The following is a 15766-nucleotide window of genomic DNA, read 5'->3' as shown; positions in this document are numbered from 1 at the left end:
GGCACCGGACGATGCGCGCGATCCTGACCTATCACTCGCTCGACGGATCGGGCTCCCCGATCTCGGTGGCCCCGGAGGCGTTCGGCCGCCACGTGGCCTGGCTGGTCTCGGGCCGGGTCCGGGTGGTGGACCTGGCGGAGCTGCAGGCGCTGCCGCCGGAGGCCGACGCGGTGGCGCTGACGTTCGACGATGCGTTCCAGAACTTCGTCGCCGTGGCCGCGCCGCTGCTTCGGGCGCATCGGCTGCCTGCGACGGTGTACGTGGTGCCGGGGCACGTGGGTGGCACCAATGCGTGGGGCGGGGTCAGCGACCCGCGGGTGCCCACGCTGCCGCTGGCGGACTGGGATGCGCTCGGCCGGCTGGTGGAGGCGGGGGTGCGGCTGGGCGCGCACACCCGGAGCCACCCGCACCTGACCCGGGTGCCGCCGGCCCAGCTCGCGGACGAGCTCGTCGGGGCGCAGGAGGCCATCCGCCAGGCCACCGGGCAGCGGCCGGACTGCATCGCCTATCCCTACGGGGACGTCGATGCCACCGTGGCCGCGCGGGCGGCCGCGACGTACCGGCTGGGGGTGACGACGGAACTGCGGGCGATGGGCGCGCGGGAGGACCCGCTGCGGCTGCCGCGCCTCGACATGTACTACCTGCGGGACCCGGGCCGGCTGGAGGCCTGGGGCAGCACGGCCTTCGCCGGCCGGCTGTGGCTCCGGGCCCAGGCCCGGCGGCTCCGCGCGACACTGGATTCGGCAGGGGGAGGCTGGTGAGAGCAGAGCATCCGCTGATGTCGGTGATCGTCCCCGTGTTCAACGGGACGCGCGTGCTGCCCAGGGCGCTCGCGGCGCTTGCCGCCAGCGACCTGCCGCGGGCGTGCTGGGAACTGATCGTCGTGGATGACGGCAGCACCGACGACACCCCCGGGGTGGCCTCGCGGTGGGCGGACCTGGTGGTGCGCATTCCCGGCGTGCCGCACGGGCCCGGGTACGCGCGGAACCGCGGGGTCGAAGCCGCCCGGGGCGAGGTGGTCGTGTTCATCGACGCCGACGTGGTGGTCCACCCCGACACGCTGCGGCGGATCGCCTGGGTATTCGCCCACGATCCGGGGCTCGGCGCCCTGTTCGGTTCGTACGACGACCGCCCCCCGGCTCCTGGGCTGGTGTCCCGCTATCGCAACCTGCTGCACCACTGGCATCACCAGCAGAACCCCGGGCCGGCGGAGACCTTCTGGGCCGGCTGCGGGGCGGTCCGTCGGCGGGTGTTCCTGGCAGCGGGGAAGTTCGACGAGTGGCACTACCGCAGGCCGAGCATCGAGGACATCGAGCTGGGCCATCGCATCGCGCTGATCGGCGAGCGGATCCTGCTGCGGCCGGAGATCCAGTGTGCGCACCTCAAGCAATGGACGCTGTGGAACGTGGTCCGGACGGACATCAAGGACCGCGGCATCCCGTGGATGCGGCTGCTGCTGCAGGAGGGGAAGCTGGGCCAGCGGCGCTCGCTCAACCTCAAGCCGATCGAGAAGATCAACACCGCGCTGGTGGGACTCGCGGTGCTGGCGCTCGCGGCGGCGGTGGCGCTGCGGGACCCGCGCTGGCTGCTGGTGGTGCCGGCTGTTGCGGCCTTCGTGGGCCTCGCCAACCTCCGGTTCTACGGCTTCCTGGTGCGCGCCGGCGGGCTCGGGTTCGCCTTGGGCGCGTTCCCGATCCACCTGCTCTACTACATTGTGAACGGCGTCTGCGCCGCGGGCGGATACGTGGCGCACCACCTGATCGGCGAGCCGGCCCCGGAGGCGGCGGTGCAGGCTTACGCCGAGGTCGGGGTGCGTCGCTGGCCGCCGATCCCGGCGCGGGCCCCGATCGGGGCCTGGGCGCCGCGATGACCCGCGGCCAGCGCTATCTTTAGAGGGTTGCCCATGACGGAGGCCCTGATGTCCCAATCGCGTCTCACCCCGGCGGACGGCTCGCTGCCGCCGGAACTCGAGCTGGCCTTCTCGCCGCTGCACAAGCGGGCCTTCGGCCTGGCGGTCGGCGCGGCGCTTGGCCTGCTCATCGCCGGCTTCACCCTCGTCTACGTGGCCAGGGCCGAGCCCGGAGATCTCCCGGAAATGGCACTGCTCCGCAATTACTTCGCGGGCTACACGCCCACGGTTCCGGGGGCGGCGATCGGTGCGCTGTGGGGCCTCTTCGTCGGCTTCGTGGGGGGCTGGTTCTTCGCCTTCTGCCGCAACTTCGCCGTCGCGCTCTCGGTGTTCATCATCCGCGCCAAGGCGGAGCTGAACCAGAGCCGCGACTTCCTCGACCACATCTAGGCCACCCGTGACCCGGACCGCCCGAGAGGGAACGATGGACCAGACCCAGAAGGACCTGAACGACGTCATCCTGCGCCTGAACGGCCGCTCCTGGGGGATCGCCGCGGGGCTGCTGCTCGGGTTCGGCCTGTTCCTGGCCACCAATATCCTGGTGCTCAAGGGCGGGCACGAGGTCGGCAAGCACCTGGGCCTGCTGCGGGTCTTCTTCCCCGGCTACTCGGTGACCTTCGTCGGCAGCGTGATCGGCTTCATCTACGCCTTCGTCCTGGGCTATGCCCTGGGCCGCGTGGTGGGGACCGTGTACAACCGCCTGGTCGCGGCGCGCTGAGCGGACCGTCCGTGGCCACCTCCGCGCCCCTCGCCCGCTCCGCGGTGCTCGCGGCCTGGATCCGCCTGCTGCGGCCGCAGCAGTGGGTCAAGAACGCCTTCGTGCTCACCCCGCTGGTCTTCTCCGGCAAGTTCCTGCAGGGGGAGGCGGTGGAGCAGGCGCTGGCCGCCTTCTGCGCCTTCTGCCTCGTGGCGAGCGGCGTGTATGCCGGCAACGACGTGGTGGACCGGCACGCGGACCGGGCCCACCCGGTCAAGCGGAACCGGCCGGTGGCGGCGGGGATCATCCCGGTGGGCGGGGCCCTCGCCATGGCGCTCTCGGCCGTCGTGCTCGCGCTTGCCATCGGGGTGGCGGTGCACCCGGCGCTGGCCGGGATCATCGCGGCCTACCTGGGCCTCAACGTGCTCTACACCCTGTGGCTCAAGCACATGGTGCTGCTCGACGTCTTCACCATCGCGGCCTTCTTCGTGCTTCGCCTGCTGGCGGGCGCCACGGCGATCGCCGTGGCCCCGTCGATCTGGCTGCTGCTCTGCGGCGGGCTGCTGGCGCTCTACCTCGGCTTCGCCAAGCGGCGGCACGAGCTGGTGCTGCTCGGCACCCAGTCCTCGGAGCACCGCAGCGTGCTGTCCGAGTACAGCCCGATGTTCCTGGACCAGATGTCCACCGTGCTGCTGGCGGTCACGGTCGTGTCCTACATCATGTACACGGTGTCCCAGGAAAAGCTGGCCGAGGTGGGATCGTACGCCCTGACCGGGAGCACGGTCTTCGTGCTCTACGGGGTCTTCCGCTACCTGTACCTGGTGCACCAGCGACAGGGGGGGAGTCCGACCGAGACGCTGCTCACCGACCGCTCCCTCATGGTGGCGGTGGTGCTGTGGTTTGCCTACTGCGGCATGGTGATCTACCTGCCCCTCTGAGCCGGGCATCGTGGTGTATCACTATGCAGCACAAGGACTTTTGGAATGCCGCCGGGACGGTCTCCCGGCGGGTCGAGGGGCCGTAAAGTGGCATGCCTATTGCACTTCGGCCATTGCTCCGCGGGAAGCAGCCGTGCTCCCGCGCACCACCACCGTGTCGTGAAAAGGTCGCCCCATGCCCACGCCCCTGCTCGCCGCGCATCTCGCCCTGTATGTCGGCCCGGACCAGCTGCTCCCGCTCACGTCGATCCTCGGCGCCATCGGTGGCGCCCTCATGATCTTCTGGCGCCAGGTCACCGGCTTCGTCAAGAAGATCTTCAAGCGTTCGTCGAACTAGTCCCCTGCCCGGCGCCCCGATGACTTCCTCGACCCTGCCCGCCCAGTCCGCCGGTGTCCGCGCCGAGGACACCCTGAAGGAACGGATGAACATCGTGATCGGCGGCCACGTCGACCACGGCAAGAGCACGGTCGTGGGCCGGCTGCTCGCCGACACCGGCTCGCTCCCCGAGGGGAAGCTCGAGGCGGTCAAGGCGCTGTGCGAGCGGACCGCGAAGCCGTTCGAGTACGCCTTCCTGCTCGACGCCCTCAAGGACGAGCAGTCACAGGGCATCACGATCGACGCGGCCCGGGTCTTCTTCAAGACCGCCAGGCGGCACTACATCATCATCGACGCGCCGGGGCACATCGAGTTCCTCAAGAACATGATCACCGGCGCCTCGCGCGCCGAGGCTGCCCTGCTGGTCATCGACGCCAAGGAAGGGGTGCAGGAGAACAGCCGCCGGCACGGGTACATGATGTCCATGCTCGGCATCCGCCAGCTGGCGGTGCTGGTGAACAAGATGGACCTGGTGGGCTACAGCCAGGCCCACTTCGACGGGATCGTCCGGGAGTACTCGGAATTCCTGGCCAAGATCGGGGTGCACCCCGCCTGCTTCATCCCGGCCGCCGGCCGCGAGGGCGACAACATCGCCGCGCGCTCGGCCGCGATGCCGTGGTACAGCGGCCCCACCGTGCTCGAGGCCCTGGACCAGTTCCACACCGAGCGGCCGGCGCTGGACAAGCCGTTCCGCATGCCGGTGCAGGACGTCTACAAGTTCACGGCGCAGGGCGACGAACGGCGCATCATCGCGGGCACCGTCGAGACCGGGGTGCTCCGGGTGGGCGACGAGGTGGTCTTCTACCCGTCGGGCAAGAAGGCGCGGGTGAAGACGATCGAGGCCTTCAACCGTCCGCCGCAGGAGGTGGCCTTCGCGGGCCAGGCGGCCGGGTTCACGCTGGCCGAGCAGATCTACGTGGGCCGGGGCGAGGTGGCCACGGTCGCGGACCAGGGCAAGCCCGAGGTCACCACCCGCCTGCGGGTGAGCCTGTTCTGGCTGGGCAAGCAGCCGCTGGTCAAGAAGAAGGACTACATGATCAAGATCGGCACCGCGCGGGTGCCGTGCCGGCTGGAGGAGCTGCATCGGGTCATCGACGCCAGCAACCTGAACGCGAGCGAGACGAAGGACCGCATCGACCGCCACGACGTGGCCGAATGCACCCTCAAGCTCAACCGGCCGGTGGCGTTCGACCTGGCCGACGAGCTGGCGGCGACGTCGCGCTTCGTGCTGGTGGACGACTACGAGATCCGCGGCGGCGGCATTATCCGCGAGGCGCTGGCCGACCGGCAGTCGGACATCCGCGAGAAGGTGATGCTGCGGAACTTCAAGTGGGAACCGAGCATCATCCCGCCGGAGCGGCGCGCCGAGAAGTTCAGCCAGAAGGCCTCGCTGATCCTGATCACCGGCGCGCGCGACGCCGACCGGAAGACGCTCGCCAAGGACCTCGAGGCGCGCCTGTTCGAGGACGGCCGGGTGGTCTACTACCTGGGCATGGCGAGCGTGGTCTACGGGGTGGACGCCGACATCGCCCGCAAGTCGGAGAACCGGGCGGAGCATCTCCGCCGGCTCGGCGAGGTCTCGAACATCCTCATCGACGCGGGCGCGATCCTCATCGTCACCGCGCAGGAGTTGACCCAGGACGACCTCGAGGTGGTCAAGACCGCGGTCGATCCCGACCGGATCGAGCTGGTCTGGGTGGGCGACCACGTGACCACCGACGTGAGCTACGACCTGATCCTCGGTGACCAGGAAGCCTCCTCGGAGGGCGTGGACCGGATCAAGCGCCTGCTGCAGGACAAGGGCCTCCTCTTCCGCCCATGGTAGGCGCGGTGGAGCAGGCCACCGACGGCGGCGTGGTCACGGTCAGTCCCGACGCGCTGGTCCGGCTCTGCGCCCTCGCGGTGGAGGCCGGCCGCGCCACGCTGGTCCACTACCACGCCGGCGTCAAAGTGGAGCAGAAGGGCGACAAGGGCCCGGTGACGGCGGCCGACCACGCCGCCCACGCCGTCATCGCGGCCGGGCTCGCCGCCTGGGACCCCGGCGTGCCGGTGATCTCCGAGGAAGCGGAGCTGCCCGGCTACGAGGCGCGCCGGGCCTGGCCGCGGTTCTGGCTGGTCGACCCGCTCGACGGCACCAAGGAGTTCATCCAGCGGAACGGCGAGTTCACCGTCAACATCGCCCTGATCGACGGCGGAGTGCCGGTGCTGGGCGTGATCTACGCCCCGGCCCTGGACCTGTTGTACTACGCCGGCCACGGCCTCGGCAGCTGGAAGCGGGAGGGCGGCGGCCCGCCGGTCCGCATCACCTCCCGCCCGCCACTGCCCCAGCATGCCCTCCGCGTGGCGGAGAGCCGGTCCCATCCCTCCAAGGAGCTGGAAGCGTACCTCCAGACCATCCAGGTCGCGGAGCGGGTCCCGGCGGGCAGCTCGCTCAAGTTCTGCTGGGTGGCCGAGGGCAAGGCCGACATCTACCCCCGTCTCGGGCCCACCATGGAGTGGGACGTGGCCGCGGGCGACTGCATCTTCCGGAATTCCGGGGAGGGCCGGCCGCGGCGCTCCGCGCTGGTGTACAACCAGCCGGAGCTGAAGAACCAGGGGTTCGTGATCGGCCTGGCCGACAGCGAGCTCGAGACCGGCAGCGGGGCGGGGCGGGTGATCTGGTTCACCGGACTCTCCGGCTCGGGGAAGAGCACCATCGCCCGCCGGGTGGTGGAGGCGCTGGAGGCGCGCGGCGCGGCGGTCGAGTACCTCGACGGCGACGCCATCCGCGACATCTTCCCGGCCACCGGCTTCACCCGGCCCGAGCGCGACGCGCACATCCGTCGGGTGGGCTGGGTGGCCAGCCGGCTGGAGCGGCACGGGGTGACGGTCATCGCCTCGCTGGTCTCGCCCTACGAGGAGTCGCGCCGCTTCGTGCGCGGGCTCGCGGGCCGGTTCGTCGAGGTGTGGGTCTCCACCCCGTTCGACGAGTGCGCCCGGCGCGACATCAAGGGGCTGTACGCCCGGGCGCTGCGGGGCGAGATCAAGCACTTCACCGGCCTGGACGATCCCTACGAGCCGCCCAGCGCGCCGGAACTGAGCATGGATACCACGCACCTGACGGTGGACGAGGCCGTCGCCCGGGTGCTTCGCTACCTGGAGGAACACGACGCATGACCACGACCGCCACCATGGACCACCTCGACCAGCTCGAGGCGAAGAGCGTCCACATCTTCCGCGAGGCCTACGCGAACTTCAAGAGCCTCTGCATGCTGTGGTCCATCGGCAAGGACTCGACGGTGCTGCTGTGGCTGGCGCGGAAGGCCTTCTACGGCCACGTGCCGTTCCCGCTGGTGCACATCGACACCGCGTTCAAGATCCCGGAGATGATCGCCTACCGCGACCGGCTGGCCGCGGAGTGGAACCTCAACCTGATCTACGGCCAGAACGTCGCGGCCCTCGAAGCCAAGCGGACCTTCCCGGACGGCGCGATCGACCGCATCGCCTGCTGCGGCGCGCTCAAGACCGAGGCCCTCAAGAAGACGCTCTCGGGCGAGTGGCCGCGGTGGAAGTTCAACCACGCCAAGAAGGGCTACGAGATCGACCGCAACAGCGAGCCCTATACCGGCGTGATCGTGGGGGCCCGGGCCGACGAGGAAGGCAGCCGCTCCAAGGAGCGGTACTTCTCGCCCCGCAACCAGCAGAGCACCTGGGACGTCGGGGACCAGCCGCCCGAGTTCTGGAACCAGTACAAGACCGACTTCGCGCCCGGCACGCACCTGCGGATCCACCCGCTGCTCGACTGGACCGAACTCAACATCTGGGAGTACATCGAGCGCGAGAACATCCCCACCGTGTCGCTCTACTACGACCACGGCACCGGGATCCGGTACCGCTCCCTCGGCTGCGGGCCCTGCACCAAGCCGGTGGAGTCGACCTCCCGGAACGTCCAGGAGATCATCGCGGAGCTCAAGACCGGCAAGTTCGCCAACATCGCCGAGCGCGCCGGCCGCGCCCAGGACAAGGACGATGGGGGCGGGCTGGAGACGCTGCGCCGCGACGGCTACATGTAGGCCTGGCCCCGCGGTTCCGGGCCGGAACGACGGACGGGCGGCGCTCCCAGGGGAGCGCCGCCCGTCGGCCGTCAGGGGGACCACCTAGCGGAGGAGGTAGCTGTCCTCCGGCTCCCCGGCCGCCTTCATGATGGACTCCATGTCCACCTTGTCGTACCCGCCGGAGAGCAGGGTGATGAACCGCTCGCGGAGCATCGGGATCTCCCGGGCCCGGCTGAAGATGCTGTTGGCGTCCTTCTTCTCCAGGATCCGGTACCAGTTGTAGATCATCTTCACGATCCGCTCGAGCGGATGCCGGACCCGCTCCTCGTAGACGGCCAGGCGGGCGGCACTGAAGTCATTCCCGTGCGCGAAGCAGTCCAGGATCGCGTCGGCGGCGTACACGCCGCCCCGGGTGGCCAGGGTCACGCCGGCCGAGAACACCGGGTCGATGAAGACCGCGGCATCGCCCACCAGCACGAAGCCGTTGCCCACGAAGTGGTCCGTGAGGTAGGCGATGCTGGAGATGGTCTTCATCTCCATCGTCTGCGTCGCCCCGGTCATCCACTCGCGCACGCAGTCACAGCTGGCGATCGCCTGGTCGAAGCGCTCCTGTGGCGACTCGCCCAGGGTCTTCGCGAACCGGGCATCGAGCACCACGCCGACGCTGGTCACGTCATCCTTGAGGGGGATGTACCAGACCCAGCCGCCCTCGATGGTGTGAATGTCGGTGGTCACCGAGTTGGGAATCACCTCGCCGATGGTGATGATGTCCTTCGGGTCGCGCCGGAAGGCCCCGGTGAAGTGGCTGAAGTGGCTGATCTTGTTGAGCTCGGGGTGGGGCCGCCGCCAGCCGAACTGCCGGGCGATGTGGCAGTCGCGCCCGGAGGCGTCGATCACGACCGACGCGTACACCGGGTGGGCCGGGGCCCCGTTGGGGCCGGCCATGACGCCGATCGCGGTGTTCCCCTCGAACAGCACCTCGGCCACCGACCACTCCTGGCGCACGTCTGCCCCGCTCTCCGCCGCGTGGTCGAGCATCACCTCGTCGAACCGGGCCCGCTCCACGTGGTAGGTCCACGGCTTCTCGAAGTACTCGGGAAACTCCGCCGTCATCAGCACCACCGGCGGCTTCTGGTTGAACATCCCGAAGTTGATGCCCTGCTTCACCGTGAAGCCCTCGGCCGCGAACTTGTCCACCACGCCGAGGCGGCGCCAGAGGTCCCAGCCGCCGGGCAGCAGCGACTCCCCGATCATGAAGCGCGGGAACCGCGCCCGCTCGAAGACCACCACGCGCTTGCCGGCACGGGCCAGGATGGTCGCGGCGCTCGCTCCGCCGGGCCCGCCGCCGATGATTGCCACGTCAAACCGCTCCTCAACGGGTTGCACCATGTTCCGGTCCGGGGTTGTGGGGAAGGCTCTGGCCGCTGATGCAGGGCCGCGGAGTCGTGAGCAAGTGTGCAGAATCCATGCGCAGCCTCTACCGGCCCCCGGAGGGGGCCTGGCCTCGCTAGGCTCTGGTAAGTGATTATGAAATAATCACTTGCGATACAGAATTGGGAGCAATGTTCTCCCATTCTGTCTCGCGGATTCGGCGGAGTGTGGGCAGGACGCTACTGACCGGGCCCCGGGGCAGGCTCTCGCGGACCGGTCGCGGGGCCGGTTCAGCGCAGCGGGCAGGTGTCCTCGCCCCCGCCCGCGGCGTGCATGATTGCTTCCATGTCGACCTTTTCGTAACCGCCGGAGAGCAGGGGGATGAACCGGTCGCGGAGCATCGGGATCTGTCGCGCCCGGCTGATGATGTTGTTGGTGTCCTGCCGGCAGAGGATCTTGTGCCAGTTGCAGGTCATCTTGAAGATCCGGCTCATCGGGAGGCGGATCCGCTGCACAACCTCCTTGAACCCATGCCGCGCGCAGCACTGCGCCAGGGGAAGCAGAAAGGCCCCCCGGGGTTCCCCGGGGGGCCTCGGTCAGGTGGTGGACGGGCTCAGGCGGCGCTGCCCTCGGGCTCGGCCACCGGGCGCGCCGTGGCGGCCAGCTTGATGAGCTGCCGGAGGCCGGGGCTCTGCTCCTCGGGGTAGATCCGCCCCGCGAAGAGATCGATGATGTCGTCCCGGCAGGACGACTGGTGCACCAGGTGCGCGAAGCCGATCGGGTTCTCCCAGAAGCCGTCGATCAGCGCCTGCACGTTGTCGAGACCGCGCTCCAGCCGGTCCTGGTGCGCCTTGAACGGGTTGCCCTCCCGGGGCAGCTGATCGTCGAAACAGGCGCGGATGACCGGCGCGGCCAGCCGCGCCTCCTGCATGGACACGTAGAGCCCGAAGGAGAAGATCGGGTCGATGAAGCGGTGGGCGTCGCCGATGGCGATCCACCCCTTCCCGGTGAAGGTGCGGCAGTGATAGGAGTAGTTGGGAATGGCCCGGGCCTCCTCGGTGAGCGTGGTGTCGACCAGCCGCCGGGTGAGTTCGGGGTTCAGCTCCTGCAGCTCCCGCTTGAGGTAGGCCTCGCGGCTCTCCTTCTTCTCGGCGAAGTAGGCGCCAGGCGCCACCACGCCCAGGCTCACGGTCTCGTCGTCGAGGGGGATGAACCAGGCCCAGTGGAACTTGCTCTTGTAGAAGATGAGGGTGTTGTCGGGGTGATCGGACCGTTCCGGGCCGTGATCGCGGAGCGGGTTGGCCACCTGGGAGAAGATGGCCACCTGCTTGTCGTAGCGGCCCGGAACCTTGTCCGAGGTCAGGCCCTGGTGGGCAAAGAAGGTGCGCTTGCCGCTGACATCCAGCGTGACCCGCGCCTCGACCCGCTCGGTCTGCCCGTCGGGGTGCCGGACCAGGACGCCGCAGACGCCGCCCTCGTCGTCCTGGAGCACCTCGACCGCTTCCGCCCGGAGGAACTCGGCCCCGCGGGCCATGGCCTCGTCGAGCATCATCTTGTCGAACTCGGAACGGCGCACCTGCCAGGTGAAGGCCGGTGTGAGGGTGTCCGGGCGGTCCGCGCCATGACCGGGACGAACCAGCCGTTCTTCCCGGTGGGGCCGAAGACCTTCACGCCCTGCTTGGCCGGGTGCCGCGCGGTGCGCATCTTCTCCTCGAGGCCCAGATCGCGCAGGATCCCGCCGCATTCCCCGGTCATCGATTCGCCGATATGATAGCGGGGAAACTGGTCCCGTTCGATGATCAGGGGGCGAAGTCCCTCGCGCAGGAGGTACATCGCGGCCGTGGTCCCTCCGGGGCCGCCGCCGATGATGGCGACGTCGGTCTTGATCGTCATGGTCGGGCTCGATGGTGGGTGAAGGGTGCAATGCCGCCGCAGCTTGAACAGGGGACATTGCGAATTCCATGCTACGTGCCGGGAAATCCTTCCGCGCAGGACCGGCCCATGGCTGCGTCGTAAGTGCATGATAGAAAACAACTTGACAATCATTTTACCTCGAATGATTCACCTGAACCGTGGATCCTGGGCCGGCGCTGTTGGCGAAATCCGACACCAGTCGCCGGCTGCCAGCCCATGAGGCCGCCCCCGTCCGAGCCCGGTGATGGACCCGGGGGGGGGGCGCCCTTCGGGGCCGGGTCAGCACGGATTCTGCTACGCGGGGGCCCGTGCCCTGCTGACGCGGGCTGCATCCCACTCCCAACTTCTGGTCCTCCATGGATTTCGCCTGGTCTGCCGAGCAGCTCGAGTTCCGGGGCATGGTGGTGGATTTTGCCCGCAAGGCCCTGCAGGACGACCTCATCGCCCGCGACGCGAAGGGAGAATTCTCCCGCGAGCACTGGCAGCGGTGCGGGGAGTTCGGCATTCAGGGGCTGCCCTTTCCGGAGGCGTACGGCGGGGGCGGGCGGGACATCCTCTCCACCATCCTGGCGATGGAGGCCCTGGGTTACGCCTGCAAGGACAACGGGCTGCTGTTCGGCCTGGCGGCGCAGATGTGGAGCGTCCAGATGCCGATCTTCCGGTTCGGCACCGAGGCGCAGAAGCAGAAGTACCTGCCGCGGCTCAACAGCGGCGAGTGGGTCGGGGCACACGGCATGAGCGAGCCGGACTCCGGGTCGGATGCGTTCGCCCTGCGCACCACGGCGACCCAGGATGGGCAGAGCTGGGTGCTCAACGGGACCAAGACCTTCGTGAGCGAGGCGCCGGTCGCGGATGTCTTCGTGGTGTTCGCCACCCTCGACCGGGGGAAGGGGGCCCTGGGCCTGACCGCGTTCCTGGTGGAGCGAGATACGCCGGGCTTCGGGGTGGGCAAGAAGATCGGCAAGATGGGGCTGCGCACCTCGCCGATGGCGGAACTTTTCTTCGACAACTGCCGGCTCCCGGCGGAGTGCCTGCTCGGCCGCGCCGGGCGCGGGGTCCAGATCTTCAACGACTCCATGGAATGGGAACGGGCCTGCATCCTCGCGAGCAACCTGGGCACCCTGGAGCGGCTGATCGAGGACAGTGTCCGCTATGCCAAGGAGCGGAAGCAGTTCGGCCAGGCCATCGGGGCGTTCCAGGCGGTGTCGCACAAGCTCGCGGACATGCGGACCCGGCTCGAGGCGGCGCGGCTGCTGCTGTACCAGGCGGCGTGGGCCAAGGACGTGGGCCAGAACCCCGGCCCCGCGGCCGCGATGGCCAAGCTCTATCTGGGAGAGGCGATGGTGCAGGCCTGCCTCGACGCGGTGCAGATCCGGGGAGGGTACGGCTACACCACCGAATACGAGGTGGAGCGGGACCTGCGTGACGCGGTGGGCGGCACGCTCTACTCCGGCACCTCGGAAATCCAGCGGAATCTGATCGTCCGTAGCCTGGGGCTCTGATCCGGCGGGGCTGGGGGAGTCCCCGGGGCGACAGGGTTTGTAGCGGCAATACAGCACCCTGTCGCGTATCCGCCACATTCGAGGGCGTTCCGCAGGATGCGCCACCGGCCGGCAGCCGGTGGGGCGCCACTTCATGGTGGCACGTTCTTGGCTAGTCGGGAACCCATCGCTTCCCGACCGGGCCGCTTCTGCGTCGGGTTGCCGGTATCCAAGCCATTGTCAAAATGAGGGTTATGACGACGTCGATCGGCCGGATGCCGGCTGCCGCTGCCGACAGCATCGACCGGGCAGTTGTAGAGAAGTCGCCCGTGCGCGTGGCGCTGCCTGCCCTCCAGCTGGGGCTGGTGGTGCTGCTGGTCTGGCTGTTCCGGCTGGAGAGTCGTGCCTTCTTCCACATGATGCTGGTCCTGTGGGCCGGGTTCACGGTCCACGCGCTCCTGCCGCTCCGCTTCCGCCTCCAATTCTATGTCCTGCTCTGCCTGACCAGCCTCGGGGTGCTCTTCGGCACCGCGGGCTCTGGATCGTGGCGCTCGTGGCCGCGTTCGTGGGCCTCGCGCACCTGCCCACCACGTTCTCGCTGCGGGTGGGCATCCTGGTGGTGGCGGGTGTCGCGGCGGGCGCCCTGCGGGCCGGGGCGGTCCCTCGCCGGTGCCGCCGGCGGTCTGGCCCATCGCCGCGTCGATGCTGATGCTCCGGCTCTCCGTCTATCTGTACGACCGGGAGCATTCCACGCTGCCGCGGAATCTGTGGCGCACCTTTGCCTATTTCCTGATGCTGCCGAACCAGGTCTTCGGCTGGTTCCCGGTGGTGGACTACAAGGCGTTCGAGCGGAAGTATTACGACGAGGATGCGCAGGTCATCTACCAGCGCGGGTTGCTGTGGATCGCCCGGGGCATCACCCACATGCTGGCCTACCGCTACGTCTATGCGGTCCTGGCGCTCGACCCCTCCGACGTGCGGGACCTGGGCGACCTGCTGCAGCACGTCGCCGCCGCCTTCCTGACCTACCTCAAGGTGACCGGACAGTTCCACCTCATCGCCGGCCTCCTGCTCCTGTTCGGCTTCAACCTGCCCGAGACCAACCACCGCTGGCTGCTTTCCACCAGCTTCGTGGACCTCTGGCGGCGGGCCAACATCTACTGGAAGGACTACATGCAGAAGCTGGTGTACTTCCCGCGTATTTCCGGCTGCGCCGGAAGTGGGGAGACACCCGCGCCCTGGTGCTGGCCATGATCCTGGTCATGTTCGTCACCTGGCTGCTGCACGCCTACGCCTGGTTCTGGATCATCGGGACGCCGCTCTTCACCGCCACCGACATGGCCTTCTGGGGCCTGCTGGGCGCCCTGGTGGTCATCACGGCGGCCCGCGACGCCCGGGGCGGCGCGGCGCGCCAGGCCGCCGCGCGGCGGCGCACCTGGGACTTCGGTCGCGGGGTGGCCACCTTCGCGACCTGCGCCACCCTCTGCGTGCTCTGGTCGCTGTGGACCGCGGACTCGATCACCGACTGGCTGGCCATGTTCGGCGCGGCGAAGGTGGTGACCGTGGGCGCCGTCGCGGCGCTGGTGCTGGTGGCCGCGGGCCACATCACGATCGCGGCCTACAACTGGGAGCAGGCCCCGACGCTGCCCGCATGGGCCCGGCTCGCGGCCTGGCAGCGCCAGGCGGTCCAGTCCGGCGCGCTGCTTGCGGGGATGGCCGTGCTCGCGCTGCCCGGGGTGGCGGGGCGCCTGGGCCGGCCCACCTTCGAGGTGATGCAGGTCTTCCGGCAGGGGATCCTCAACCAGCGCGACCTGGCCCGCGAGGTCCGGGGCTACTACGAAAACATGGGCGACGCCGGGGCCGACCTGCTCAAGCCGTGGGAGGGCACGGCCCCACGGGCAGAGACCATCATTGAGGCGGGGGTGGGGTTCCGGCGCGACGATTTCATGATCTACGGACTGTACCCCTCGGTGTCCAGGACGTACCAGGGCAAGCGCTTCACCACCAACCGCTGGGGCATGCGGGACCAGGACTACGAGCTTGCCAAGCCGGCGGGGGTGCGTCGGATCGCCATCCTCGGGCCCTCGGACGTGATGGGGTACGCCGTGGACGACGGGGAGCCCTACGAGGCGGTGCTGGAGGCGTCCCTGAACGCGCGGGGCCGCGGGCGCTACGAGGTGCTCAACTTCGGGGTGCAGGCGTTCAGCCCCCTGCAGCAGGCGCTCTACATCGACGAGACGGTGCTGCGGTTCAGCCCCGACCTCATCATCATGACGCTGCACAACCAGGACCTGGGGCTCATCGCCCGCCGGGTGGTCGGGGTGCTCAACAACCGCTTCCCCATCCCGGTGCCCCCCCTGGCGGCGGCGGTCGAGGGGGCCGGGCTCGACTCGGGGGCCACCTTCGAGCAGGTCTACCGGGCCCTGCGGCCGACCGGCGACGACATCCTGTTCTGGGCGGTGGACCGGGCGGCCAGCCGGGCGGCCCAGGCCGGGGCGCGATTCGTGCTCATGGGGGTGACCCTCCCCACCGAGCGGCCCGGCCGGAACATCGCCGCCATCCGCCGCGAGGCGCTGGCCCGGGGCTACCAGTACATCGACCTGACGGACGTCTGGGACGGGTCGGAGCGGAAGGACATTCGTGTCGGGCCCTGGGACCAGCACCCCAACGCCGCGGGGTACCGCCTGATCGCCGCGCGGCTGGAACGCGAATTGATTGCACGTGACAGCATCCTCCACCTCGGCCTTGGCCAGGGGTCGGAGGCCACCACCACCGGAGGGGGGCAGTAGCCATGGAAGACATTCAGGGTCAGGTCAAGCAGTACATCCTCGCGACCTTCCTCAAGGGCGAGGACCCGTCGGCCCTCCGGTCCGACACCCCGCTGATCACCGGCGGCATCCTCGACTCGCTCGCCACCCTGGAGCTGGTCTCGTTCCTGGAACAGAAGTTCGGGATCCAGTTCGAGGCCCACGAGGTGGACGCCGAACGGCTCGACACCCTGGACGCCATCACGGCGATGGTCCAGGGCAAGATGGCCCGGGTCTAG

Annotated in this window: 18 protein-coding genes; 13 read left to right on the top strand and 5 right to left on the bottom strand. The window is 69.3% G+C overall.

Annotation, left to right across the window (positions count from 1 at the left end; translation table 11 throughout):
• The first annotated feature begins 11 nt into the window (after nt 1-11).
• The 9 genes from IPJ95_16820 (at nt 12) to IPJ95_16780 (ending at nt 7972) form a co-directional block, all read left to right on the top strand.
• Nucleotides 12-761 (top strand): polysaccharide deacetylase family protein, encoded by a 750-nt coding sequence (locus IPJ95_16820; protein MBK7925262.1) that lies wholly within the window; start codon nt 12-14, stop codon nt 759-761.
• Nucleotides 762-778: 17 nt separating this feature from the next.
• Nucleotides 779-1870 carry a glycosyltransferase family 2 protein gene (locus IPJ95_16815; GenBank protein MBK7925261.1) on the top strand — a complete coding sequence of 364 codons (1092 nt, stop codon included), beginning with the start codon at nt 779-781 and terminating at the stop codon, nt 1868-1870.
• A gap of 48 nt (nt 1871-1918) precedes the next feature.
• Complete coding sequence (locus tag IPJ95_16810; protein ID MBK7925260.1) at nt 1919-2299, top strand: hypothetical protein; 381 nt, start codon at nt 1919-1921, stop codon at nt 2297-2299.
• A 34-nt stretch (nt 2300-2333) separates the two neighbouring features.
• Nucleotides 2334-2627: a hypothetical protein gene (locus IPJ95_16805; GenBank protein MBK7925259.1), complete on the top strand. Its 294-nt coding sequence runs from the start codon at nt 2334-2336 to the stop codon at nt 2625-2627.
• An 11-nt stretch (nt 2628-2638) separates the two neighbouring features.
• On the top strand, nt 2639-3544 hold the full coding sequence (locus IPJ95_16800) for a decaprenyl-phosphate phosphoribosyltransferase (GenBank protein ID MBK7925258.1): 906 nt from the start codon (nt 2639-2641) through the stop codon (nt 3542-3544).
• Nucleotides 3545-3719: 175 nt separating this feature from the next.
• Nucleotides 3720-3881 (top strand): hypothetical protein, encoded by a 162-nt coding sequence (locus IPJ95_16795; GenBank protein MBK7925257.1) that lies wholly within the window; start codon nt 3720-3722, stop codon nt 3879-3881.
• A 19-nt stretch (nt 3882-3900) separates the two neighbouring features.
• On the top strand, nt 3901-5745 hold the full coding sequence (locus tag IPJ95_16790) for an adenylyl-sulfate kinase (GenBank protein MBK7925256.1): 1845 nt from the start codon (nt 3901-3903) through the stop codon (nt 5743-5745).
• Entirely contained in the window at nt 5739-7076 is a 1338-nt protein-coding gene (gene cysQ / locus IPJ95_16785; protein MBK7925255.1) for a 3'(2'),5'-bisphosphate nucleotidase CysQ, read from the top strand. Before IPJ95_16790 ends, cysQ begins: the two co-directional genes overlap by 7 nt.
• Nucleotides 7077-7090: 14 nt before the next feature.
• A complete protein-coding gene (locus IPJ95_16780; GenBank protein MBK7925254.1) occupies nt 7091-7972 on the top strand; it encodes a sulfate adenylyltransferase subunit 2 in 882 nt (293 codons plus the stop codon).
• A gap of 84 nt (nt 7973-8056) precedes the next feature.
• On the opposite strand, the gene IPJ95_16775 is transcribed toward IPJ95_16780, so the two are convergent.
• The 4 genes from IPJ95_16775 to IPJ95_16760 all read right to left on the bottom strand — a co-directional run bounded on the left by IPJ95_16775 (nt 8057) and on the right by IPJ95_16760 (nt 11218).
• Nucleotides 8057-9343: a tryptophan 7-halogenase gene (locus IPJ95_16775; protein ID MBK7925253.1), complete on the bottom strand. Its 1287-nt coding sequence runs from the start codon at nt 9341-9343 to the stop codon at nt 8057-8059.
• A gap of 272 nt (nt 9344-9615) precedes the next feature.
• Nucleotides 9616-9819, bottom strand: coding sequence for a hypothetical protein (locus IPJ95_16770; GenBank protein ID MBK7925252.1), 204 nt, complete (start codon nt 9817-9819; stop codon nt 9616-9618).
• A gap of 119 nt (nt 9820-9938) precedes the next feature.
• Nucleotides 9939-10901: a tryptophan 7-halogenase gene (locus tag IPJ95_16765; GenBank protein ID MBK7925251.1), complete on the bottom strand. Its 963-nt coding sequence runs from the start codon at nt 10899-10901 to the stop codon at nt 9939-9941.
• A complete protein-coding gene (locus tag IPJ95_16760) occupies nt 10874-11218 on the bottom strand; it encodes a tryptophan 7-halogenase (GenBank protein ID MBK7925250.1) in 345 nt (114 codons plus the stop codon). Before IPJ95_16760 ends, IPJ95_16765 begins: the two co-directional genes overlap by 28 nt.
• Before the next feature lie 377 nt (nt 11219-11595).
• On the opposite strand from IPJ95_16760, the gene IPJ95_16755 reads away from it, so the two are divergent.
• Complete coding sequence (locus tag IPJ95_16755) at nt 11596-12741, top strand: acyl-CoA dehydrogenase family protein (GenBank protein MBK7925249.1); 1146 nt, start codon at nt 11596-11598, stop codon at nt 12739-12741.
• 131 nt (nt 12742-12872) lie between these two features.
• Here the strand turns inward: IPJ95_16755 and IPJ95_16750 are convergent, their stop codons facing one another.
• On the bottom strand, nt 12873-13172 hold the full coding sequence (locus IPJ95_16750) for a hypothetical protein (GenBank protein MBK7925248.1): 300 nt from the start codon (nt 13170-13172) through the stop codon (nt 12873-12875).
• 217 nt (nt 13173-13389) lie between these two features.
• On the opposite strand from IPJ95_16750, the gene IPJ95_16745 reads away from it, so the two are divergent.
• The 3 genes from IPJ95_16745 to IPJ95_16735 are packed head-to-tail and all read left to right on the top strand — an operon-like array spanning nt 13390 to nt 15766.
• On the top strand, nt 13390-13974 hold the full coding sequence (locus IPJ95_16745) for a hypothetical protein (protein MBK7925247.1): 585 nt from the start codon (nt 13390-13392) through the stop codon (nt 13972-13974).
• Entirely contained in the window at nt 13971-15509 is a 1539-nt protein-coding gene (locus IPJ95_16740; GenBank protein ID MBK7925246.1) for an SGNH/GDSL hydrolase family protein, read from the top strand. The genes IPJ95_16745 and IPJ95_16740 overlap by 4 nt, the downstream gene beginning before the upstream one ends.
• Before the next feature lie 2 nt (nt 15510-15511).
• Nucleotides 15512-15766, top strand: a complete 255-nt coding sequence (locus IPJ95_16735; GenBank protein ID MBK7925245.1) for an acyl carrier protein — start codon at nt 15512-15514, stop codon at nt 15764-15766.

The sequence above is a fragment of the Gemmatimonadota bacterium genome (assembly GCA_016713785.1).
In the GTDB taxonomy this organism is placed as follows: Bacteria; Gemmatimonadota; Gemmatimonadetes; order Gemmatimonadales; family GWC2-71-9; genus JADJOM01.
The sequence above is the reverse complement of the archived record's forward strand: the minus strand, read 5'-3'. Positions and strand labels throughout refer to the sequence as shown.